The organism is Bartonella sp. MR168JLCBS, assembly GCF_042194175.1.
Genome location: NZ_JBHIMP010000007.1, coordinates 68,928 through 91,335, shown reverse-complemented (window position 1 = coordinate 91,335; position 22,408 = coordinate 68,928). Strand labels below are relative to the sequence as shown.

17 protein-coding genes are annotated in these 22,408 nt (G+C 37.2%); 13 read left to right on the top strand and 4 right to left on the bottom strand.

Annotated features, from left to right (window positions below; translation table 11 throughout):
* The first annotated feature begins 106 nt into the window (after positions 1 to 106).
* The 4 genes from rpoC to ACFIK8_RS06065 all read left to right on the top strand — a co-directional run bounded on the left by rpoC (position 107) and on the right by ACFIK8_RS06065 (position 7,812).
* Positions 107 to 4,318, top strand: a complete 4,212-nt coding sequence (rpoC, locus tag ACFIK8_RS06080; protein WP_375636247.1) for a DNA-directed RNA polymerase subunit beta' — start codon at positions 107 to 109, stop codon at positions 4,316 to 4,318.
* 473 nt (positions 4,319 to 4,791) lie between these two features.
* The gene (locus tag ACFIK8_RS06075; protein ID WP_375636248.1) at positions 4,792 to 5,178 is read left to right on the top strand and encodes a MerR family DNA-binding transcriptional regulator; all 387 of its coding nucleotides are present in this window, start codon (positions 4,792 to 4,794) and stop codon (positions 5,176 to 5,178) included.
* A 207-nt stretch (positions 5,179 to 5,385) separates the two neighbouring features.
* Positions 5,386 to 6,075, top strand: coding sequence for a nitroreductase (locus ACFIK8_RS06070; protein WP_375636250.1), 690 nt, complete (start codon positions 5,386 to 5,388; stop codon positions 6,073 to 6,075).
* 345 nt (positions 6,076 to 6,420) lie between these two features.
* Entirely contained in the window at positions 6,421 to 7,812 is a 1,392-nt protein-coding gene (locus tag ACFIK8_RS06065; protein ID WP_375636252.1) for an L-serine ammonia-lyase, read from the top strand.
* 1,749 nt (positions 7,813 to 9,561) lie between these two features.
* Here the strand turns inward: ACFIK8_RS06065 and ACFIK8_RS06060 are convergent.
* Positions 9,562 to 9,840, bottom strand: coding sequence for a hypothetical protein (locus ACFIK8_RS06060; RefSeq protein WP_375626277.1), 279 nt, complete (start codon positions 9,838 to 9,840; stop codon positions 9,562 to 9,564).
* 32 nt (positions 9,841 to 9,872) lie between these two features.
* On the bottom strand, positions 9,873 to 11,222 hold the full coding sequence (locus ACFIK8_RS06055) for a D-alanyl-D-alanine carboxypeptidase (RefSeq protein WP_375636254.1): 1,350 nt from the start codon (positions 11,220 to 11,222) through the stop codon (positions 9,873 to 9,875).
* 234 nt (positions 11,223 to 11,456) lie between these two features.
* Between ACFIK8_RS06055 and clpS the strand changes: the two genes are divergently transcribed.
* Both clpS and clpA read left to right on the top strand, forming a co-directional pair.
* Positions 11,457 to 11,828 carry an ATP-dependent Clp protease adapter ClpS gene (clpS, locus tag ACFIK8_RS06050; protein ID WP_375636340.1) on the top strand — a complete coding sequence of 124 codons (372 nt, stop codon included), beginning with the start codon at positions 11,457 to 11,459 and terminating at the stop codon, positions 11,826 to 11,828.
* A gap of 6 nt (positions 11,829 to 11,834) precedes the next feature.
* Positions 11,835 to 14,186: an ATP-dependent Clp protease ATP-binding subunit ClpA gene (gene clpA, locus ACFIK8_RS06045; protein WP_375636256.1), complete on the top strand. Its 2,352-nt coding sequence runs from the start codon at positions 11,835 to 11,837 to the stop codon at positions 14,184 to 14,186.
* A 7-nt stretch (positions 14,187 to 14,193) separates the two neighbouring features.
* Here the strand turns inward: clpA and ACFIK8_RS06040 are convergent, their stop codons facing one another.
* Complete coding sequence (locus tag ACFIK8_RS06040) at positions 14,194 to 14,616, bottom strand: HIT family protein (RefSeq protein WP_012755038.1); 423 nt, start codon at positions 14,614 to 14,616, stop codon at positions 14,194 to 14,196.
* Between the two features lie 134 nt (positions 14,617 to 14,750).
* A complete protein-coding gene (locus tag ACFIK8_RS06035; protein ID WP_375607219.1) occupies positions 14,751 to 15,212 on the bottom strand; it encodes a RidA family protein in 462 nt (153 codons plus the stop codon).
* 145 nt (positions 15,213 to 15,357) lie between these two features.
* On the opposite strand from ACFIK8_RS06035, the gene ACFIK8_RS06030 reads away from it, so the two are divergent.
* The 7 genes from ACFIK8_RS06030 to ACFIK8_RS06000 all read left to right on the top strand — a co-directional run bounded on the left by ACFIK8_RS06030 (position 15,358) and on the right by ACFIK8_RS06000 (position 22,368).
* Entirely contained in the window at positions 15,358 to 16,194 is an 837-nt protein-coding gene (locus tag ACFIK8_RS06030; protein WP_375636258.1) for a cell envelope integrity EipB family protein, read from the top strand.
* A 167-nt stretch (positions 16,195 to 16,361) separates the two neighbouring features.
* Positions 16,362 to 17,141: a 30S ribosomal protein S2 gene (gene rpsB, locus ACFIK8_RS06025; protein ID WP_012755041.1), complete on the top strand. Its 780-nt coding sequence runs from the start codon at positions 16,362 to 16,364 to the stop codon at positions 17,139 to 17,141.
* 102 nt (positions 17,142 to 17,243) lie between these two features.
* The gene (gene tsf, locus ACFIK8_RS06020) at positions 17,244 to 18,167 is read left to right on the top strand and encodes a translation elongation factor Ts (RefSeq protein ID WP_375636260.1); all 924 of its coding nucleotides are present in this window, start codon (positions 17,244 to 17,246) and stop codon (positions 18,165 to 18,167) included.
* 157 nt (positions 18,168 to 18,324) lie between these two features.
* The gene (gene pyrH, locus ACFIK8_RS06015) at positions 18,325 to 19,044 is read left to right on the top strand and encodes a UMP kinase (RefSeq protein ID WP_375636262.1); all 720 of its coding nucleotides are present in this window, start codon (positions 18,325 to 18,327) and stop codon (positions 19,042 to 19,044) included.
* Positions 19,045 to 19,081: 37 nt separating this feature from the next.
* Complete coding sequence (frr, locus tag ACFIK8_RS06010; protein ID WP_375636264.1) at positions 19,082 to 19,642, top strand: ribosome recycling factor; 561 nt, start codon at positions 19,082 to 19,084, stop codon at positions 19,640 to 19,642.
* A 746-nt stretch (positions 19,643 to 20,388) separates the two neighbouring features.
* Positions 20,389 to 21,204, top strand: a complete 816-nt coding sequence (locus ACFIK8_RS06005) for a phosphatidate cytidylyltransferase (RefSeq protein ID WP_375636267.1) — start codon at positions 20,389 to 20,391, stop codon at positions 21,202 to 21,204.
* Between the two features lie 15 nt (positions 21,205 to 21,219).
* The gene (locus ACFIK8_RS06000) at positions 21,220 to 22,368 is read left to right on the top strand and encodes an RIP metalloprotease (RefSeq protein ID WP_375647390.1); all 1,149 of its coding nucleotides are present in this window, start codon (positions 21,220 to 21,222) and stop codon (positions 22,366 to 22,368) included.
* The last annotated feature ends 40 nt before the right edge of the window (positions 22,369 to 22,408 follow it).

Below are 22,408 nucleotides of genomic sequence, written 5' to 3'. Positions count from 1 at the left end.
TAAGGTTATACAGGTCATTTTTAAAAGTAAATGTATTTTAAAGAAGATCTGTTATAAAAAAATGAGATATTACAACAGGTTCTAAGAATCTTTGAAGGAGAACAGCATGAACCACGAGGTCATGAATCTTTTCAATCCTCAAGCGCCAGCGCAGACATTTGACTCTATTCGCATTTCTATTGCGAGTCCTGAGAAAATTTTGTCCTGGTCGTATGGTGAGATTAAGAAGCCTGAGACTATTAATTATAGGACTTTTAAACCAGAGCGTGATGGTCTTTTTTGTGCACGTATATTTGGCCCTATTAAAGACTATGAATGTCTATGTGGCAAATATAAACGCATGAAGTATAAGGGCATTATTTGTGAAAAATGCGGTGTAGAGGTTACTCTTTCGCGCGTACGTCGTGAGCGTATGGGGCATATTGAACTTGCGGCACCTGTTGCGCATATATGGTTTCTTAAATCATTACCAGGTCGTATTTCTACACTTTTAGATTTAACTTTAAAAGATATTGAGCGGGTTCTTTATTTTGAGAATTATATTGTAACCGAACCAGGATTGACATCTCTTAAGCTCCATCAGCTTCTTTCTGAAGAAGAATATATGCTTGCTATTGATGAGTTTGGAGAAGATCAGTTTACAGCTATGATTGGCGCTGAAGCTATTTACGAGCTTTTAGCTGGTATGGAGTTAAATAAAATCGCCAATGATTTGCGTCTCGAATTAGCTGAAACAACTTCAGAGTTAAAGCAGAAAAAACTGATTAAACGACTTAAAATCGTTGAAAATTTTCTTGAATCTGGAAATAAGCCAGAGTGGATGATTATGAAAACAATTCCGGTTATTCCACCGGATTTGCGTCCATTGGTTCCGCTTGATGGTGGGCGTTTTGCGACATCAGATCTGAATGATCTTTATCGGCGGGTTATTAATCGTAATAACCGCTTGAAACGGCTGATTGAATTGCGTGCTCCTGGAATTATCGTGCGCAATGAAAAGCGTATGGTACAAGAAGCTGTTGATGCATTGTTTGATAATGGACGGCGTGGGCGTGTGATTACTGGAGCCAATAAACGTCCTCTCAAGTCCCTATCAGATATGTTGAAGGGTAAGCAAGGACGTTTTCGTCAGAACTTACTTGGGAAGCGTGTTGATTACTCGGGGCGTTCTGTTATCGTGACGGGTCCTGAATTAAAATTGCATCAATGTGGTCTTCCCAAAAAAATGGCTCTTGAATTGTTTAAGCCTTTTATTTATGCGCGGCTTGATGCAAAAGGCTATTCATCAACGGTAAAGCAGGCAAAGAAGCTTGTTGAAAAAGAACATCCAGAAGTTTGGGATATCTTGGATGAGGTTATTCGTGAACACCCTGTTTTACTCAACCGTGCGCCAACATTGCACCGTTTGGGGATTCAGGCTTTTGAACCTATCTTAATTGAAGGCAAAGCTATTCAACTTCATCCACTGGTGTGTACTGCTTTTAATGCGGATTTTGATGGAGATCAGATGGCGGTTCACGTTCCGCTTTCTCTTGAAGCACAGCTTGAAGCTCGTGTTTTGATGATGTCGACCAATAATATTCTTCATCCGGCCAATGGTGCCCCAATTATTGTTCCCTCACAGGATATGGTCCTTGGTCTTTATTATCTTTCAATTGTTTCTGAAAAAGAACCAGGTGAAGGAATGGCTTTTTCTGACATAGGTGAGCTTCATTATGCCTTGGAAAATAAGGTTGTAACGCTTCATACGAAGATTAAAGGCCGTGTTAAGAATATGGGGAAGGATGGAAAAGAAGTTTCTAAACTTTATGATACGACACCTGGTCGTTTGATTATCGGTGAGCTTTTGCCAAGAAATTCGGATATCTCATTTGATATTGTCAATCAAGAAATGACGAAAAAGAATATTTCTAAAATGATTGATCATGTTTATCGGCACTGTGGACAAAAAGAGACGGTTATTTTTTGCGACCGTATTATGCAGCTTGGCTTTTCTTATGCTTGTCGTGCAGGAATTTCATTCGGTAAGGATGATATGGTTATTCCTGATAGTAAGTCGCGTTTAGTTGCAGAGACAGAAGCTTTGGCTAAGGAGTATGAACAGCAATATAATGATGGTTTGATTACACAAGGTGAAAAATACAATAAGGTTGTAGATGCTTGGGGTAAATGTACAGATCGCGTTGCAGATGAAATGATGAAACGTATTCAAGCCGTCGATTTTGATCCTAAAACAGGTCGTCAACGGCCGATGAATTCGATCTATATGATGTCGCATTCTGGGGCACGTGGTTCTGCTAACCAGATGAGACAATTGGCCGGTATGCGTGGATTAATGGCAAAACCATCGGGTGAAATTATTGAAACCCCCATTATTTCAAATTTTAAAGAAGGTCTAACTGTTAATGAATACTTCAATTCCACGCATGGTGCACGTAAAGGACTTGCTGATACTGCGTTAAAGACGGCGAACTCTGGTTATTTAACACGGCGTCTTGTTGATGTTGCACAGGATGCTATTATTTCAGCAGTTGATTGTGGTACCGCAAAAGGGCTTACCATGCAGCCAATTGTTGATGCAGGACAAATTGTTGCCTCCCTTGGGCAAAGGATTCTTGGTCGTACAGCGCTTGTTGATATTCTACATCCTGTCTCTGGAGAGGTTATCCTTGAAGGTGGAGCGATGATTGAGGAAGCTGATGTCGCGAAGATTGAAGAAGCTGGAATTCAATCTGTTCAAATTCGTTCTGCTTTAACATGTGAAACACGTCTTGGTGTTTGTGCAAAATGCTATGGTCGTGATTTGGCGCGTGGAACACCTGTTAATCAGGGAGAAGCCGTTGGTGTTATTGCTGCTCAATCCATTGGTGAACCGGGAACACAGCTTACTATGCGTACTTTCCACTTAGGAGGAACTGCGCAGGTTGTTGATTCATCTTATTTAGAGGCATCTTATGAAGGTAAGGTGGAGATTCGTAATCGTAATGTGGTTCGTAACTCTGAAGGACATTTGGTGGTGATGGGGCGTAATATGGCTATCCTTATCAAGGATGAGTTAGGAAAAGAGCGCGTTGTACATCGTGTTAGCTATGGTGCCCATATTTTTGTTGATGATGGTGATATGGTTAAACGTGGCCAACGTATAGCAGAATGGGATCCTTACACACGTCCAATTTTAACGGAAGTTGAAGGCTATGTGGGTTTTGAAGATATGATTGATGGTTTATCTGTCACTGAAACAGCTGATGAATCTACGGGTATTACGAAGCGTTTGGTGATTGATTGGCGCGCTAATCCACGTGGTGCGGATCTTAAACCAGCCATTATTATCCATGCAGATAAAGAAGGTGAATCCATTGCTAAATTGTATAAGGGAGGTGAAGCGCGTTATATGATGTCAGTGGAAACTATTCTTTCTGTTGAGCTTGGTGCTCATGTTAAGGCTGGTGATGTTATTGCTCGTTTGCCAATGGAAAGTGCCAAGACGAAAGATATTACGGGTGGTTTACCACGTGTGGCTGAGCTTTTTGAAGCGCGTCGTCCAAAGGATCATGCGATTATTGCTGAAGTAAGTGGTACGATTCGATTCGGCCGTGGTTATAAGAATAAACGTCGTATCATTATTGAACCAAATGATGAAACTCTTGAGGCAGTAGAATATTTGATTCCAAAAGGTAAGTTGTTTCACTTCCAAGAAGGTGATCAAATTGAAAAGGGAGATTATATCCTTGATGGTAATCCAGCACCTCATGATATCTTGGCGATTAAGGGGGTTGAAGCTTTGGCATCTTATCTTGTTAATGAGATTCAGGAGGTTTATCGTTTGCAGGGAGTTCTTATTAATGACAAGCACATTGAAGTGATTGTTCGTCAAATGTTGCAAAAAGTTGAAATTACTGAATCTGGAGATTCTGGTTATATTCCAGGTGATAATGTTGATCGTATTGAACTTGATGAAATCAATGATAATTTGATTGCAGAAGGGAAGAAACCTGCCTCTGGTAATCCCATTCTTCTTGGAATTACAAAAGCTTCTCTTCAAACGCCTTCTTTCATTTCGGCGGCATCGTTTCAGGAAACAACACGTGTTCTTACTGAAGCAGCAGTTTCTGGTAAAATTGATACTTTGCAAGGACTTAAAGAGAACGTTATTGTCGGTCGTCTTATTCCAGCAGGTACGGGTGGTACGATTTCTCAAATCCGTCGTATTGCTGCAGTTCGTGATGATTTGATTGTAGATGAGCAGCGTAAGTCTAGTAATAACGAAGTGGCTAAGGCTATGTTGACAAATATGACAACCCAAGCAGTTGCTGAATAATTTAAATATAACATCACATAATAAAAAAACGTCTGAACTTTCTATTCAGACGTTTTTTTATTTCGAAATGCAGAAGTTGCATATTTTCCTGAAAAATATCAAAAATTATAAGGCAATAGTTATTTTAAACATCTTTAGTAGCTTATTGTTTTGTAATTATGTGAAACTCAAAAGCCATATTCAAGGAAAAGAGTTGGTTATCTACAAATCAAATAATGATTGATTTTGAATTTTAGGAAAATTGTTGATTGATATCTTTTATAAAGATTTTAAAGGACTTATAATGAAAGATCGATAGTCTTTTTTATAATCTAAAAAATAATTGATTCTCTACTATACAATACTTGTATGACAAGAATGTATCTTCTTCTAAATTAGAATGCAGGAGAGTAGAGATTAGGGTGCTCACTAAGTATTATAAAAAATAGACATATTTCTTATCACAATGTGATCTATGAAGACAGAATAAAAAAATGCACGAATATTATTCAATTGGAAAATTAACACGTGAGTTTTCAATAACAGCTCGGACTTTGCGTTATTATGAAGAAGAGGGACTTCTTATTCCTTTTCGGCGTGGAAATACACGGCTTTATACACAAACGGATCGTCATAAGTTAAAACAAATTCTGCGTGCTAAAAGAGTTAAATTTTCGTTTTCTGAAATATCTGATATGTTGACAATGGTTGGAAAACCACCTGATGATGAGAAAAAGCTTAAGAAATTAATTGCAGGAATTCATAAAAAACGAGCTGATTTAAAGCAGATGCAGAATGATATTGATGATCTTCTACAGGATTTAGAACGAATTGAGGAGAGTTTTTTTGAGAGCTTAGCGGAGTTGGGGGTTAATCATTGATTATAAAATTTATTTCATCTGCTTTTAGACAATTTTTTTCTATTAAAAGAGATGTGTTATACTATCTCTAAGGGGAATCTTTAACACTACGTGAAATGTGTAAGTTATTTAAAGAAATAGAGTGTTCGAAAAAAGCTGCGAAGGTATTTTCGCAATATATTGTCCTTGATAAGTAAAAAATTATTTTTCATAAAGAAAGTAAAAACAATGGCAGTCTCTCCTATGAGTGTTTTTCAATCTATTTTATCACGAAAGTCAATTCGCGCTTTTACTGATCAGCCAGTTAGTTTGGAAACAATCAAAGAAATCTTAAAACTTGCAGCACGTGCACCATCTGGAACAAATATTCAGCCATGGCAAGTGATTGTGCTTACAGGAAGTGTATTACAGAAAGTAGGGCAAGAGCTTTCACAACTTGTGCTTTCAGGTGTAAAAGGAGAGCGTGAGTATAGTTATTATCCACGTCAGTGGCGTGAGCCTTATATTTCAAGGCGTCGAAAAGTTGGTTTGGATCTTTATCAGAGTCTTGGAATTCAAAAAGGTGATGAAGAAAAAGTACTTCATCAAAAGGCGCGAAATTTTTTATTTTTTGATGCACCTGTAGGACTCTTATTTACAATGGATCATGACATGGAAATGGGGAGTTGGCTTGATTTGGGTATGTTTATGCAGACCATTATGTTAGCTGCACGTGGATTTGGATTAGATACCTGTCCTCAAGCTGCTTTTGCTGATTATCATAAACAGATTCGTACGCTTTTATCTATTCCTTCTGATCGCCATATTATCTGTGGTATGGCACTTGGTTATCGCGATATGAGTGCTCCAGAAAACAATTTTGAGACAGAACGCGAACCGTTAGAAAACTTTGTACGTTTCATTGAAACATACCCATAAAATATTTTATATAATTAAGCATACGTTTTGAAGAACTTGGTGCATTATAAAAAATATTTCCGATAAGAATTTCGCATCCTTATTGAATTTTAATATTGCATATTAACACTTATTTTACTACGTTTGAAACATTAAGAGCGGTGGCTCTAGGGGCATTGTCCGTTTTTTGAAGGTGAGTCTAATGGAAAACACTATAGAGAGAAAGTGTTGGGTGGTAGCAAGACGAGCGACATTCGTGTTTATTGCTGTCATTTTTTTAGTTTATCTCGCAGTTTGATTTTAAACGGGACAAACGTTATGAAAAAGCATATATGCTCAAGCTGTACTATAGTTTTGAGGTGATACGTGTTTCTATCTGTTTTTGAACTTTTTAAAATTGGGATTGGTCCTTCTAGCTCACATACGATGGGACCGATGACAGCTGCTAATATGTTTTTGCAAAAGATAGGAGATTTTTCTCAGTCGTCTGATATTCAAGTTTCTCGTATACGTGTTTATCTTTATGGTTCTTTAGCTTTCACGGGTATTGGTCATGCAACAGATAGGGCTATCATATTAGGACTTTTAGGAGAAAAAGCTTCTACTGTTGATCCTGATAGCATGGGAGGGTTGTTAGAAAAAGTTATACGTGAAAAAAAAGTGCAACCAGAAGGCCATCTCGCTTATCAGTTTGATGTGCAGCGTGATCTTATTTTTGAACGAAAGAAAATTCTCCCAGGACATACAAATGGACTAGCCTTTGAAGGACTTAATACTGATGGGAATGTTCTGTTGCGGCAGATTTATTATTCTATCGGTGGTGGCTTTGTTGTGACTGAGGATGAATTAAGCCATATGAATGATAATATACAACCAGAAACATTAGAGGTGCCATATCCATTTGATTCTGCTGGTGCAATGTTATCAATGGCAGAAAAATCAGGACTTTCAATTGCTGAAATGAAGCGCTTAAATGAAGAAACAAAGATAGAGCGTTCTTCTCTTGATACAGGGCTTGATGAAATTTTTTCAGCGATGACAAATTGCATTGATAGAGGTCTTTCACAAGAAGGTGAGTTGCCTGGTGGATTGCGTGTTCTAAGGCGTGCTAAAAAGCTGCATGAAACGCTTTTGGAAAATCAAAAGAAAAATCGCAATTATCCACTTTGGGCAAATGATTGGCTTTCGGTATATGCTATAGCAGTCAATGAGGAAAATGCAGCAGGTGGTCGTGTTGTTACAGCTCCAACAAATGGGGCAGCTGGAGTTGTCCCAGCAGTTTTGCGTTATTATCTTCAATTTAATGATGATTCAGATCGAGAGGGAATACATAATTTTCTATTAACGGCAGCAGCTATAGGCGGTGTTATCAAACATAATGCCTCTATTTCTGGTGCAGAAGTTGGGTGTCAAGGTGAAGTTGGAACGGCATCTTCAATGGCCGCAGCAGGGTTGACCGCAGCGTTAGGTGGAACGCCAGCTCAAATTGAAAATGCGGCAGAAATTGCGCTTGAACATCATTTGGGAATGACATGTGATCCTGTTGCAGGTCTTGTACAAGTTCCTTGTATTGAGCGTAATGCAATGGGAGCTGTTAAGGCGGTAACGGCTTCTTCTCTTGCATTATATGGTAATGGAGATCATTTTGTTTCTCTTGATGCTTGTATAGAAACAATGCGCCAGACTGGTCATGATATGAGTGAACGCTATAAAGAGACAAGTAAAGGTGGTCTTGCAGTCAATACAATATCTTGTTAGGAGCTGAAACATTTTTCAATCCATAACTGGAATTTTTGGGAGGGGGATCGTATTTCCTGATAAAGCTTATGTTTTTTTGTTACTTATAAATCAAAATTCCACTTTAATGAAACAGCAGCTTGAAATAAATTTGAGATGATTCAGTGTTTTCTTAACGAATAGTAGCTTTGGCATGCAAGTTTGGAGGGGGAGTAGTATCAGTATCTATCTGATTTGTCTCTAAAATGGGAAAAAAGTCTAATTTAGAAAAAATAAAAAAGCGTAAAGTAAAATTAGTGATCAGTCTGCCATTATTTTTTAGCTGGGTTTTATGGCTTTTAAAAGTTTCCATAGCCATATCTTTTAAGTAATGGAAGATTATGCCTGAGTATCCAAGGAAAATTTGTGTTAAATCTGAATAATTATGATGAGGAGAGAGAATTTTAAAGATTTTAATTTTTAGAAGTGAAGATCTTTTGATACCTAGTATGGTAAAAAATACCTTGAAAAGAAATGCTAATTTACAATAATTAAGAGATATATTGGAAATATCTTTTTTATTTATAAATTCTGTACCGTCAAAAAAACTAAAATAAATAATAGCATATACATTAAAAAATATTTATCAAAATTCTCATGAGAATAGAATGCACACGATAGAACATTATCGTGTTACTCATTCATGAGTTTGCTTTAAAGAAATATCTCTCAACGCTCCCAAACTCATTTCGCGATGGCACCTGTGAATGGTATAACAGTAAATCCATTGAGCTATCCCCATCTTTATGCTTAATAAAAAGAGTATGCTGGCACGATTATACACTTTACCAGCCCCCCCTTGTATGGGGACCAAAGCCCTTGGCATTTGAAACGGTTCATTATAGGCATTTTGAGTTTTTTTGGTGCGGTCTCACGCCACACACTAATCTCGCTCGTAATATGCAAGAGAACGGTTTGGATTGATTCAACATAAACAAATTTCAAATGAGAGAATCTTACGATATTCGAGATTTTTATCTAACATGCAAAATAATGAACTATCTTTATAAATCAGTATCTTACATATGAATAGTATAATGTAAGTTTTCCATGAATGGTATAAAACCTATAGAGTATTAGCATCTTTATTTATAGAGGGAGAAAACCAGCACTATCATCCTTTTTTATAGTTTAATGCCAATCTTGCTCGTGATGAGCAAGCGAACGATTTTGACTGATTGAATATAAGAAGGAAAATAAGAGAATTTTACGAAAACCTCTTATTCAATATGCAAAAAATAAATTATAAATTAAAATCTTATGGAAATCGTTATCATGATATTTAATCTGATAATTTCTTTTACGTTTTTTCATCGATAGTATTTGTTGTATTTTCCAATTTTCTTTGTCTGTTGAAAGAAATAAAAGTAAGAGGAGTTAGATTATTTTTTACAGCGTTTATGTTGTAAGGGGGACCGTTATTAAGAGGGACTTCCTTTATTGAACTTTTACAATAATCCCTAAAATGATAAGTTTTCATCCAATGAAGCTATTCATTTTTTCCAAAAAGATATCAAGGATAATTTTTATATTAAATCCAAAAGTGAAAAAATATTGGGTGTTTTTTTATGTCTTTAATAATGGTTTTATTGAAAGCTTGGAGGTATTGGATAGTTGGAAAAGCTGTCAGCACAATTCCATAATAAGAAAAAAGTATGTTTATCAAAGGAGTTTCTAAGGCTGTAGATAATGGTTAATAATAAAATAATTTTTTAGAGATGGTCTGTAGAATTAAATATTTGTTGCTCCTAGACGGATTTTGATAGGCACATTACCAGTTTGGCTAGCAACGCGTAAATGAATGCGTACAGGAGGCATTATGAGACGACGGTTGCGTATTGTTTGGCAAATGAGAAGGTTAACAAGAGATTGTGTATCTAATGCCGTCGAATTATATTTTAAACCAGTAAGTTTTGCGGCAGCATCGTGAAGAGAACGCAATGAAAGGAGGGATGATTGCTTCAATAAAATTTCTTTTTTATGGAATGAAGCAAAAGCATTATCTGTCATAATACTATCCTTAACGCAGAATTCAAAAATTTTTAGTAGGCTACAGTATAGCAGTTAAAATTTGCTTTCTTTAATGTAGAGCAAGCATCAAATGCAGCTTTTTTTGATTGAAACCCTGTAAAGCGCGCTCGGTAATAACGCTGCCCATTTTTTTCAAACAGTTGCATGTGTGAAGATGCGTGCTTTAAAGTAGAAAAAGCTATATTTTTTGCTTTTAAAAGTAAAGTTTTTGCTTGTTCTTCACTAGGAAGAGAACCAATTTGGATAGCCCATCCGGCATTTGTGGACAAAGAGGCTGTTACAATTTTATGAGTCTCAACCGGTATAGTTTTTTGAGGGTTTGGTATTGGTATAATTACCTTATTTACAGCCGTTATTGCGGTATTGGAGTTTTTAGGTTGTTCTGCAAATGCTGTCAACATAGTCGAAATTTCATCATCAAAATTACTTGAATCAGCTTTAATAGTCGGTATAGGAGTATTGGCGCCAGTCGGTAAGTGATAGCGTACAGAAGCCATTAAACGTTCACCACTTTTCATTTGGCTTGCTTTGGGCAAATATTGATTCAATAGGCTAGCCATATGCTCGTCACGTGCAGTAGATGATTTCCCTCCCATAACAACAGCGACAACAGAGCGCCCATCAAGACGCATTGAAGTTGCTAAATTAGAACCTGACATTTGTGTGTATCCTGTTTTAATTCCATCGACACCTTTCATTATTTTAACGAGTTTATTGTGGCTGTTAATTTTATGCCCACGGAAATTAAAACTTTTTGTTTTGAACAATTTATATTGTTTTGGAAAATGTTTACGTAAAGCTAATGACAAAGTCGCTATATCTCGTGCTGTAGAATAATTGTGCACATCCGGAAGTCCTGAAGCATTTGCGAAATGTGTATGTTTCATGCCAAGTTTACGAGCTTTTACAGTCATCATTTGAGCGAATTTTTTTTCACTACCTCCAAGATATTCTGCAATGGCAGCAGCAACATCATTTGCGGATCTTGTAATGAGTGCTTTAGCTGCTGATTCTGCAGAAATTGTTTGGCCTGCTTTAAACCCAATTTTTGTCGGTGGACGCATTGCTGCATAATGTGAAACGGGAATTGGTGTATTTGGTGTCACACGACGCATCTGCATAGCTTCAAAGAGTAAGTACAATGTCATCATCTTTGTTAAAGAAGCAGGATAACGTTTCAGTGTTGCATTGGCTTGAAATAGAGTTTTTCCCGTAGTAGCATCTATAACAATAGCCGCATACTTATCAGGATAGGCTCCTTGAGGTGTAGCTGATGCCCAACAGTAAGAAAAAGCTAACACAACAAAAGAAATTGCTATTGTTTTACAGTAGCGCATAATTTTTTGATAATTAATATACACTTGCAGTATCCTATTTCTCCATTTATCCTGAAAAACTTCTATAAAGCTTCCTTTTCTGTAATTTGTTGATGCAGTTTAGACGAATGGTATTACTAATTTGTTTACAGAAGTTATTTTATGAGTGAGTGATTGAAGTCTAACCATAGAGGGAATCTTTTTCTAATACATACAGGTATTGCAATAGTCATGAAAGAATTTAAAATTAATAAAAAATGTGCTGCATGGAAAACGATAATGGGACAGATCCTCATAATAAACTCTATAGCTCATATTATGCATAATGAAAAGGGCAAGAATTGGGATGAAGTTAGGCATGGTGCGGTTATAATACCTAAGGCTAGAGCAAAACTCGAAAAACCTAAATTATGTCGAGTTTTTTTGCTTAATGATGATTACACACCTATGGATTTTGTTGTTTTCGTTTTGAAGAACTTTTTTAAAAAAAGTTTCGAAGAGGCAACGCGAATAATGTTAAATGTTCATCACAGTGGGATAGGAGAATGTGGAACTTATACTTATGAAGTGGCTGAAATGAAAATATTACAAGTGAGGGAATGTGCACGTCAAAATGAACATCCGTTACAATGTGTAATGGAATGGAAGTGAGGAATTATGCCATCTTTTACACCTAGTCTTGAAGAGGTTTTGCATCGTGCATTAACAATTGCTACTCAAGCACGGCATGAATACGCAACATTAGAGCATCTTCTACTTGCGCTATTAGATGATGCCGATGCAAATTCCGTTATTCAGGCTTGCCAGGTAGATGTAGAGGAATTGCGAGAGCGCTTAACCAATTATCTTCGCTCAGAGTTAGATGAACAGATTAGAGCTGATGAGGATACAAAGCCTACAGCTTTTTTCCAGCGTGTTATCCAACGTGCGGTGATTCATGCACAATCAGCTGGAAAAGATGAAGTGTCGGGGGCAAATGTTCTTGTTGCAATTTTTTCTGAACGTGAAAGCCATGCAGCATATTTTCTTCAAGAAATGGGAATGACACGCTATGATGCTGTACGTTTTATTTCGCATGGTATCACACGTGATGATGGGTTATCCATGTTACTTGAAGGACTTGAAGAGCAATTAGATCAGCAGATTTCGGATAATGGTGAAAGAGGAACAAGTGCTTTAACGAATTATTGTGTTGACCTCAATTGTAAAGCACTTAATGGAAAAATTGATTTATTAATTGGCCGTGAAATAGAAATTTCACGCATGATTCAGATTTTATGTCGAAGGTCAAAAAACAATCCGCTTTTGGTTGGTGATCCTGGAGTGGGGAAAACCGCTATAATTGAGGGATTAGCAAAGCGCATTGTTGATGGGCAAGTGCCTGAAGTTTTATCAAATGCAACAATATTTTCTCTTGATATGGGGGGACTTGTTGCTGGTACACGTTATCGCGGTGATTTTGAAGAACGCTTAAAGCAAGTTATTAAAGAGTTTGAGCTGTATCCAGATGCTATTTTATTTATTGATGAAATTCATACCTTAATTGGAGCAGGAGCGACATTAGGGGGAAATATGGATGCAGCAAATCTTTTAAAACCTGTATTATCTTCTGGAACTATGCGATGTATTGGTTCGACGACTTACAGAGAATATCGCAAATTCTTTGAACAAGATCGTGCTTTAGAGCGTCGTTTTCAGAAGATTGATATTAATGAACCTTCTGTTACAGATGCGATTAAGATTTTGCAGGGGATGAAGCCTTACTTTGAAGATTTTCATCAGATTAAATATACAGATCAGGCGATGAAGGCATCCGTAGAATTATCTTCACGTTATATAATTGACCGTAGGTTACCTGACAAAGCAATTGATATTATTGATGAAAGTGGCGCAGCGCAAAAGCTTTTGCCACAAAAACAACGCAAGAAGAGTATAGGTGTTAAAGAAATTGAGGCTACTGTTGCTACAATTGCAAGAATTCCACCAAAAACAGTTTCTCGGAATGATCAGAAGATATTGAGTAAGCTTGAAAGAGAACTCAAACATGTTGTTTATGGGCAAGATCAGGCAATTTCCGTCTTAGTTTCATCCATAAAATTGGCGCGAGCAGGTTTACGCGAACCGGATAAACCAATAGGAAGTTATTTATTTTCAGGACCAACAGGTGTAGGAAAAACTGAAGTTGCAAAACAGCTTGCATCATCTTTAGGCATTGAATTATTGCGTTTTGATATGTCAGAATATATGGAACGGCATACGGTAGCACGTTTAATCGGAGCTCCTCCAGGTTATATAGGGTTTGATCAAGGAGGTCTTCTTACAGATGCTGTTGATCAGAAGCCTCACGCAGTCCTATTGCTAGATGAGATTGAGAAAGCACATCCAGAGTTATTTAATATTTTATTGCAGGTAATGGATTATGGTAGATTAACAGATCATAATGGTAAGAAAATTGATTTCCGCAATGTTATTTTGATTATGACAACCAATGCTGGTGCTTCAGATATGGCAAAATCAGCTATTGGATTTGGGAAGGTACATCGTGATGGTGAGGATATAGAAGCAATCAATCGGTTATTTACACCAGAGTTTCGTAATCGGTTAGATGCAATTATTCCGTTTGCACCTTTATCTCATTTAATCATCAAGCAGATAGTGCAAAAATTTATTTTTCAGCTTGAAGCACAATTAGCTGATAGGGGAATTTGTTTTGAATTAAGCCCTTCTGCAACTTTATGGCTTTCCAATAAGGGATACGATTCTCAGATGGGAGCACGCCCATTAGGGCGTGTTATACAAGAATATATTAAAAAGCCATTAGCTGATGAAATTTTATTTGGAAAGTTACGCAACGGTGGCATTGTTCGCGTATTGACACAAAAATCAAATGGCAAAAAAGAAAGCTTACAGTTAGAAATTTCATCTTCCGATATATCTGCAAGTTCAAAGAAAAGTAAAATGGAAAATTTTACAAAAAAACGTGTAGGAAAAAAAAGCACAACAACTTAAGAGTGTGTTATAAGGCTGCACGGATTTTCTTTGCATTCTCTTCAAGTATTTCTGTAGGCGTTATTATATTATTATGAGGGGTAAGTTCTATTCCCTCCATACGTGGTATAATATGGAAATGGAGGTGATAAACGGTTTGTTGACTAGCTGCTTCATTAAATTGCATGACAGTTATGCCATCTGCTTGAAAGGCTTTTTTGACGGCATTTGCAATTTTTTGAACAGCTTTAATAACAGGAAATAATGTTTCAGTATCTGCATCAAGTAAGTTTCTAGAGCCTTTTTTAGGAATGACCAGCGTATGACCTGGTGCCTGTGGCATGATATCCATAAATCCAATAACATCATCATCTTCGTAGACACGAACAGAAGGGATTTCATTGCGAATCAATTTAGCAAAAATATTGTTATTATCATAAGCTTGTTTCATACAAATATTTCCTTTTATTGTAAGTTTAAGATTTTAATTAAAAACGAAAAAATACAAATTTTATCAGAGTGTAAGACAAAGAAGTATTTTGACTTTAGTTATATTTAGGATGGTGCACTGTATTATATAAAGGCTTAGATTTCTATGATGGCTTCAACTTCTACAGGAACATCCATAGGAAGAGAGGCAACACCAATAGCAGAACGGGCGTGTTTTCCAATTTCACCAAGAATATTGACGAATAAATTAGAAGCTCCATTGGCAACAAAAGGAATATCGGTAAAATGAGAATCTACAGCCACAAAAACAGTAATTTTTACCACACGTTTTATTTTATTTAAGTCACCCAGAGTTGCCTTGAGTTGAGCGAGAATATTGAGAGCGCAAGCTTCGGATGCTTTTTGGGCTTGTTCGGTATTCACAGTTGCACCAACTTTACCGATGGCTATTGGTTTTCCATTAATAAGAGGGAGTTGTCCAGAAATAAAGAGTTGATTGCCACTTTGTGAAGTGGTGATGTAATTGGCAAGGGGGGAGATTACTTCAGGAAGAGTGATTCCGAATTTCTCTAAGTTTTTTTCAATCATATTGGTCATAATTTAAACTCCATAGCTGCTCTATAATACATTCATTGTATAATCTATTTTTTGATTTAAGGAAATGTGTGGTTAATTGAGAAATTAGCCTTTTTTGCCTTATTGTATGATGTTATGCAACGGGGATAAAGTTTGGAATTTGGGAATGATTAGATCATTATTTATAATAATTTTATATATTGTTTTTTTATGTACAGCGAGAGCTGAAGAGCCTATTTTTATTGTGCCTCATCGAGCAATTTATGATTTTCATCTCGATAGCGTTTCTCATGACATGACAATTTCTGCGATGTCAGGGCGAATGGTTTACGAGCTTACTGGTTCGGCATGCCAAGGCTATAGCACACGTTTTCGTTTTATTAGTCGTGTTCACATTGAAGATATGCCGGTACGTTTAACGGATCAACAGACGACGAGTTATGAAACAGGAGATAGCCGTACATTTCGTTTTAATATTACAGATCAAGAGGGAGAAGAGGTTGCGCATCGTGCTGAGGGGGTCGCGGAGCGTACTCAAGATGGTATTACAGTTACCTTAAAAAAGCCAAAGGAAAAAGAGTATAAGCTTGCAATGGCTGAATTTCCAATGATGCAACTAAAAAATATTATCCGCCATGCAAAAGCAGGGCATCATTTTTACAATGCTACTGTATTTGATGGGACAAATAAAGCAGATAAAGTTATAAAAGAAAGTATCATCATAGGGGAAAAGAAGGCGCTTTTATCTGATAGCAAAACGGAAAAAGTGAGAAAATTGGATGAAGACGAATATTGGCCTGTTACAATTTCTTATTTTGATGATGGAGAAAATAAAGATGGTTTGCCGGTTTATCGTAGCAGTTTTCTCTTAAATGAGAATGGTATCATGCGTGATCTTCATATAGATTATGGAACTTTTTCAGTGCGTGCAAAATTGAACAGTCTCGAATTCTTGGAACTTGGAAAAGATCTTAATCAATGTGAAAATGCAAATATTAAATGATTAAAGAAAATGACTTGAAAAAGAATCAAATATTAGTATGTTTGCGCTATTCCACACGCGGAGTTTGGGTGTTTGCAAATAATTTGTGAGAAAATTCTAGCAAGCATCCGCCGGTAGTAGGTTTTCCTGCTTTTTCCGCGGAGGTTGAACCGGAAAGGATAAGATTTATGGCACTACCCGATTTTACTATGCACCAGCTTTTAGAAGCAGGTGTTCATTTTGGTCACCAGACTCATCGTTGGAATCCCAAAATGACTCCCTATATTTATGGTCAGCGTAATAATATCCATATTATTGACCTTGCTCAGACCGTTCCGCTTTTACACCAAGCGCTTAAACTTGTTTCAGATACTGTTGCGCGTGGTGGTCGTATTCTCTTTGTTGGTACGAAACGGCAAGCATCTGACATTATCGCTGATGCGGCGAATCGTTCTGCCCAGTATTACGTTAATGCACGCTGGCTTGGCGGCATGCTCACAAACTGGAAAACGATTTCCAATTCGATACATCGTTTGCGAAAGCTTGACAAAATTCTTGCTGCTGAGGCGCAAGGTTTTACCAAAAAAGAACGTTTAAATCTTGAACGTGACCGTGAAAAGCTTAATCGTGCGCTTGGTGGTATTAAAGATATGGGATCTGTTCCAGATCTTATATTTGTCATCGATACGAATAAAGAAAATATTGCCCTTCAGGAAGCAAAACGTTTAGGCATTCCTGTTATTGCTATTATTGATACAAATTGCGATCCTGATGATGTAACGCATCCGATACCAGGTAATGATGATGCTTCACGTGCAATTTCTCTTTATTGCGATCTTTTTGCTCGTGCCGCCCTTGATGGTATTGCACGCCAGCAAGGAGCAATGGGTATCGATTTAGGAGCTCAAGTTGATGCGCCTGTGGAGCCTATTTTGGAAGAAAATGCGGTTGCAGAAGTTTCTGAATAATATAAAACGCCTAATTAAGGTACTTTTATTGTCTAAAGAAGAAGTTATAGGCGTGCAGAGGGGTTTTGCACGCTTTCACTATTACAAAATAAAGAGGCAAATATGAGCATTACTGCTGCACAAGTAAAAGAACTTCGAGAACTATCTGGCGCTGGTATGATGGACTGTAAAGCCGCTCTAGCTGAAACCAGTGGTGATATGGAAGCTGCTGTTGATTGGCTTCGTAAAAAAGGAATAGCTAAAGCAGATAAAAAGGCCGGTCGTACAGCGGCTGAAGGATTAATCGGAGTCGTATCAAAAGATTTAAATGCGGTTTTGGTTGAGATTAATTCTGAAACAGATTTTGTTGCACGCAATGCCGGATTCCAAGATATCGTGCGCAATGTAGCAACTGCTGCTTTAGATACGCCAGGTGATGTTGAATCTGTTTCTGTTTCTCTTTATCCAGGTTCTGAGAAGACTGTAGAGCTTACGATTAAAGATGCAATTGGTACAATTGGCGAAAATATGACATTTCGTCGTTCCGCTAAATTGTCTGTTGAGAATGGTGTTGTTGCGACTTATATACACAATAGTGTAGCTGATGGTCTTGGTAAGCTTGGTGTTTTGGTTGCGATTGAAACAACAGGAAATAAAGGGGCTGCTCTTGCTTTTGGTCGGCAGGTTGCGATGCATATTGCAGCAACCAATCCCTTAGCGCTTACAGCACAAGATGTTGATGCTGCTGCTGTTGAACGTGAAAAAGCAATTTTTTCAGATCAAGCACGTCAGTCTGGAAAGCCTGAAAATATCATTGAAAAAATGGTAGAAGGACGTATGCGTAAGTTTTTTGAAGAGGTTGTTTTGCTTTCTCAAGCTTTCGTTATGAATCCTGATATGACTGTTGAGGCAGCTTTAAAGGATGCTGAAAAATCAATTGGCGCACCAGCAAAAATTACAGGCTTTATTCGTTTTGCATTGGGTGAAGGTGTGGAAAAAGAGGAGTCTGATTTTGCTGCAGAGGTTGCTGCTGCTGTAAAAGGCTAGTTATTGCAAACTCTTGATCAGAGATTTAAAATCATATCGTTGGTTGTAGAATCTCTGATGGGAGCAATGTAATTGTTGAGAGGGCGTCACGTGAAAAAAGTGGTGCCCTTCGTGATGTCAAAAGCAAAAAGTCAATGTGCTTTTGGGGAGATTATTAATGGCATTAGCACTTCCGTATAAACGTATTCTTTTAAAGGCTTCTGGTGAAGCTCTTATGGGGGGGCAGAGTTTTGGCATTGATGTTTCTGTTGTAGACCGTATTGCCGCTGATATTGCAGAAGTGCGCACAATGGGGGTAGAAGTTGCGGTTGTTATCGGTGGGGGAAATATTTTTCGTGGCGTTGCTGTTGCTTCGCGTGGTGGGGACCGAGTGACAGGGGATCATATGGGAATGCTTGCAACTGCTATTAACTCTTTAGCATTGCGAACATCTTTGACAAAATTAGGGGTTGAAACTGTTGTACTCTCTGCGATTGCTATGCCACAAATTTGTGAAAGTTTCTCGCAACGTAAAGCAATAGCTTATATGAATCAGGGAAAAGTTGTTATTTTTGCGGGTGGTACAGGAAACCCATTTTTTACCACTGATTCTGCTGCTACTTTACGTGCAGCAGAGATTGGTGCGGATGTCCTTCTTAAAGGAACACAAGTTGATGGTATTTATTCAGCAGATCCAAAGATAGACCCTACGGCTAAGCGTTTTGACCAATTAACACATGTTGAAGTTTTACAATGGGGGTTATCTGTTATGGATTCAACGGCGGTCACTTTAGCACGTGAGAACAATGTACCGATTATTGTGTATTCCATTCATGAAAAAGGCGGTTTGGCTAAGGTCTTGAATGGAACAGGACGCTTTACAATAGTATCGGAATAAGGGTAAGCTTCAAAGGACAATTGAAGGAGACAGAAATATGAATGTTACATCAATTATGGATGATCTGAAACGTCGCATGGATGGTGCTATTGCGGCTTTTAAACATGAATTAGGTGGTTTGCGGACTGGACGTGCATCGGCCAGTTTATTAGAACCGTTGACCGTTGAATCTTATGGTTCTGTTGTGCACATAAATCAGGTTGCTAATATTTCTGTTCCCGAACCTCGGATGCTTTCTGTTTCTGTATGGGATAAAACGATGGTAGGAGCTGTAGAGCGCGCTATTCGCGATTCTGGTCTTGGTTTAAATCCCATAACTGATGGTACGAATTTACGTATTCCTTTGCCTGAGTTGAATGAAGAGCGCCGTAAAGAACTTGTAAAAATTGCACATCACTATGCAGAGCAAGCGCGTGTTGCTACACGTCATGTTCGTCGGGATGGTATGGACAATTTGAAAAAGTTAGAAAAAGATGGTGAAATTGGACAAGATGAAGCCCATAGTTTGTCTGAAAAAGTTCAAAAACTCACAGATGAAACGATTGCTGATATTGATAAAATTTTAGCCGTAAAAGAATCTGAAATTATGCACGTTTAAGACGGTTTTGTCGCTAGAGAAAGATGTTATACTTCCAGCCTGTAAATTGTTTCTATGGATAATAGTAGGAAGTAGAGTGCTCTGTGATAGCAAGGTGTGATGCAGGAAGGTATTTTATCGTTTTATCATCTTGATATGGGAGGGATTGATTTGAAAGGGCAGATGTTTTTATTTTTTAATCTGCATGGTAAATCAAGCTCTTTGCAGGAAGACACTATTGAGCAGCATGGTGAGGGCTTTTAGTTTAGCATGTCTTTGTTAAACTACATAATGAAAGTATTATTAGAAATTATTCAAATATTCTAAGATGAGGGTTGGGGAAAGAATATAACGCAAAAAATAAGCCTAACCTTTCTCTTATTTTCCCATTATAAAACATGTGAGTATAATCGATCAAGCAGATGTTATGTGGCGTAATTCGTTTTTCAATGACGAATAGTTGATAGAGAAGTGTTGTTATACGAAAGCTATATTAGTTAATTCATATGGGAGATAGATAGCTGCTTTTTCATTTTATATTTGAGAAAATATTAAAAAAAATATTTTAGGATTAATCCTGACGGAGATTTTTGAAGTTGGTTTCATTGATTATTGGTCTCAAAAGCGCTATCTTTGTAGACTGAATTATTTATGATAAATTATAAGAGAAATTTATACAAGTATGAAATAAAAATACTGCGTAGGGAAGTTTTTCTTGCGTCAATTTTAGAGCTTGTATTTTCTATTTTTATTGTTTGGATGTTGTTTTGTCTAATTTGGTTTATCGTGTTCTGACAGCTTTTGTGTTTGGCGTTATTGCGTTGTATCTAACATGGTTGGGAGGAATCTTCTTTTTTTTATTTGTATGGTGTATTGGCGGTTTTGTTCTTTATGAGTGGATGAGTATTACTAAAGAGAAATGGTGTATTTTACAAAAAATATTAGCAAGTACCTTTTATTTGATCTTTGGCTTTTTTTTAGTGTTGAGTGTATCTGCTTCATTGATTTTTTGTGTTTTAATCGTTTTGGCTGCGGTGTTGGCTATTATATCTATAAAAAAGAGTGGTTGGGTTTTTTGTGGTTTTTTATATGCATCTTTTCCTGTTGTTGCTTTATGCTTTCTACGGGATCATGAAATGTTGGGGTTCCAAGTTGTTATTTTCTTATTTACGATAGTGTGGGGAACAGATATTGGTGGGTATTTTATCGGACGTGCATTAGGGGGACCTAAATTAGCACCACAATTTTCTCCTAATAAAACATGGTCAGGAGCACTTGGTGGTACATTTGTCGGAGTTTTCGGTGGTATATGGGTTTCTTTTGGATTTTTTGATATAAATTTAGCAAGTTTTTTTGTGCCACTTCTTACACTTGTTTTGTCAATTGTTTCACAATTGAGTGATTTAGGGCAATCATGGCTCAAAAGACGGTTTTCTGTTAAAGATTCTAGTTCTTTATTGCCTGGACATGGTGGTTTTATGGATCGTATAGATGGATTGGTAGGGGCAGCTTTTCTTCTTTATTTAATTGGTTCATTTATGTCTGATATGGATGCACCTTTTAATCTTTTTAGTATGATCTAATTGGGAGAAGGTAGTTTGGGACTTTTAAATTATATCGTCACTATGGGTGATTTTCTTTTAAGAAGTTTGAGTATTCTTTTCATCATTATGATTATCATTTTTGTGCACGAATTTGGGCATTATCTCATTGGTCGGTGGTGTGGTATTAAGGCGTTAGTTTTTTCGCTTGGATTTGGGCCAGAAATAGCGAGTTATACAGATAAGCATGGCACGAAGTGGCGCTTAGCACTTATCCCCGTAGGAGGGTATGTAAAGTTTGTTGGGGATGAGGAAAAAATCGATATGGTATCATCCCAATCATCTCTGATTGTTGATGGTTCATTTGCTAGTGCGCATGCTTGGAAAAAAGCAGCAACTGTTTTTGCCGGTCCTTTTTTCAATGCCCTTTTTACTGTTGTTATTCTAACATTTTTTTTCTTTATCTATGGTCGTGTAGCCATTGAGCCCGTTGTTGGTTCTTTGGTAAAAGATAGCCCTGCTCTTCAGTCCGGTTTGGAGTTAGGTGATCGTTTTGTTGAAATGGATGGACGACGGGTTGAAAGTTTTGAAGATTTGATGAATTATGTAGCTTTTCACGGAAGAGAACCCATAGAGTTTAAAATAGAACGCATGGGGCGATTCTTTACAACGGTGATTACCCCGAAAATCGTTGAGCGAGATGATGGATTTGGTAATCGAACACGAAGTGCTATGATAGGTGTAGGTGTTCCTATTGATTTAAATAATCCTGCACATTTAGATCCAACTTATATAAAACATATTCGCTATGGTTTTGTAACAGCTGTAAGAGAAGCGTCAGATCGTACTGTGTTTATCGTCACTCAAACCGTTCTTTTTATGAGTCGTTTAATAGGAGGAAAAGAGGACCGTTGTCGGCTAAGTGGACCTTCTAAAACCGTTAAAATTGCTTGGAAAGTGAGCGAGACAGGTTTTGTTTCTTTGTTGAATTTGGCAGCTTTTCTTTCAATAAGTGTTGGGCTTATTAACCTTTTTCCGATTCTACCGCTTGATGGTGGGCATCTTTTATTGCATGTCATTGAGGTCATTACTAGGAGGAAAATATCTGCTAAAATTCAGGGAATTATTTTTCGTTTAGGTTTTTCCATTCTTCTCCTTTTTATGATCTTTGTCTTTTTTAATGATTATTTTTGTTGGTTTAGCTAATTAAATTATGGAAAACGCTTTATAAATTGAGTAATAATAG

Excerpts from the sequence above, each read along its gene's own strand:
- rpoC (WP_375636247.1), top strand. The coding sequence starts at position 107 with ATGAACCACGAGGTCATGAATCTTTTCAATCCTCAAGCGCCAGCGCAG.
- ACFIK8_RS06075 (WP_375636248.1), top strand. The coding sequence starts at position 4,792 with ATGCACGAATATTATTCAATTGGAAAATTAACACGTGAGTTTTCAATA.
- ACFIK8_RS06070 (WP_375636250.1), top strand. The coding sequence starts at position 5,386 with ATGGCAGTCTCTCCTATGAGTGTTTTTCAATCTATTTTATCACGAAAG.
- ACFIK8_RS06060 (WP_375626277.1), bottom strand. The coding sequence starts at position 9,840 with ATGACAGATAATGCTTTTGCTTCATTCCATAAAAAAGAAATTTTATTG.
- clpS (WP_375636340.1), top strand. The coding sequence starts at position 11,457 with ATGGGACAGATCCTCATAATAAACTCTATAGCTCATATTATGCATAAT.
- clpA (WP_375636256.1), top strand. The coding sequence starts at position 11,835 with ATGCCATCTTTTACACCTAGTCTTGAAGAGGTTTTGCATCGTGCATTA.
- ACFIK8_RS06040 (WP_012755038.1), bottom strand. The coding sequence starts at position 14,616 with ATGAAACAAGCTTATGATAATAACAATATTTTTGCTAAATTGATTCGC.
- ACFIK8_RS06035 (WP_375607219.1), bottom strand. The coding sequence starts at position 15,212 with ATGACCAATATGATTGAAAAAAACTTAGAGAAATTCGGAATCACTCTT.
- ACFIK8_RS06030 (WP_375636258.1), top strand. The coding sequence starts at position 15,358 with ATGATTAGATCATTATTTATAATAATTTTATATATTGTTTTTTTATGT.
- rpsB (WP_012755041.1), top strand. The coding sequence starts at position 16,362 with ATGGCACTACCCGATTTTACTATGCACCAGCTTTTAGAAGCAGGTGTT.
- tsf (WP_375636260.1), top strand. The coding sequence starts at position 17,244 with ATGAGCATTACTGCTGCACAAGTAAAAGAACTTCGAGAACTATCTGGC.
- pyrH (WP_375636262.1), top strand. The coding sequence starts at position 18,325 with ATGGCATTAGCACTTCCGTATAAACGTATTCTTTTAAAGGCTTCTGGT.
- frr (WP_375636264.1), top strand. The coding sequence starts at position 19,082 with ATGAATGTTACATCAATTATGGATGATCTGAAACGTCGCATGGATGGT.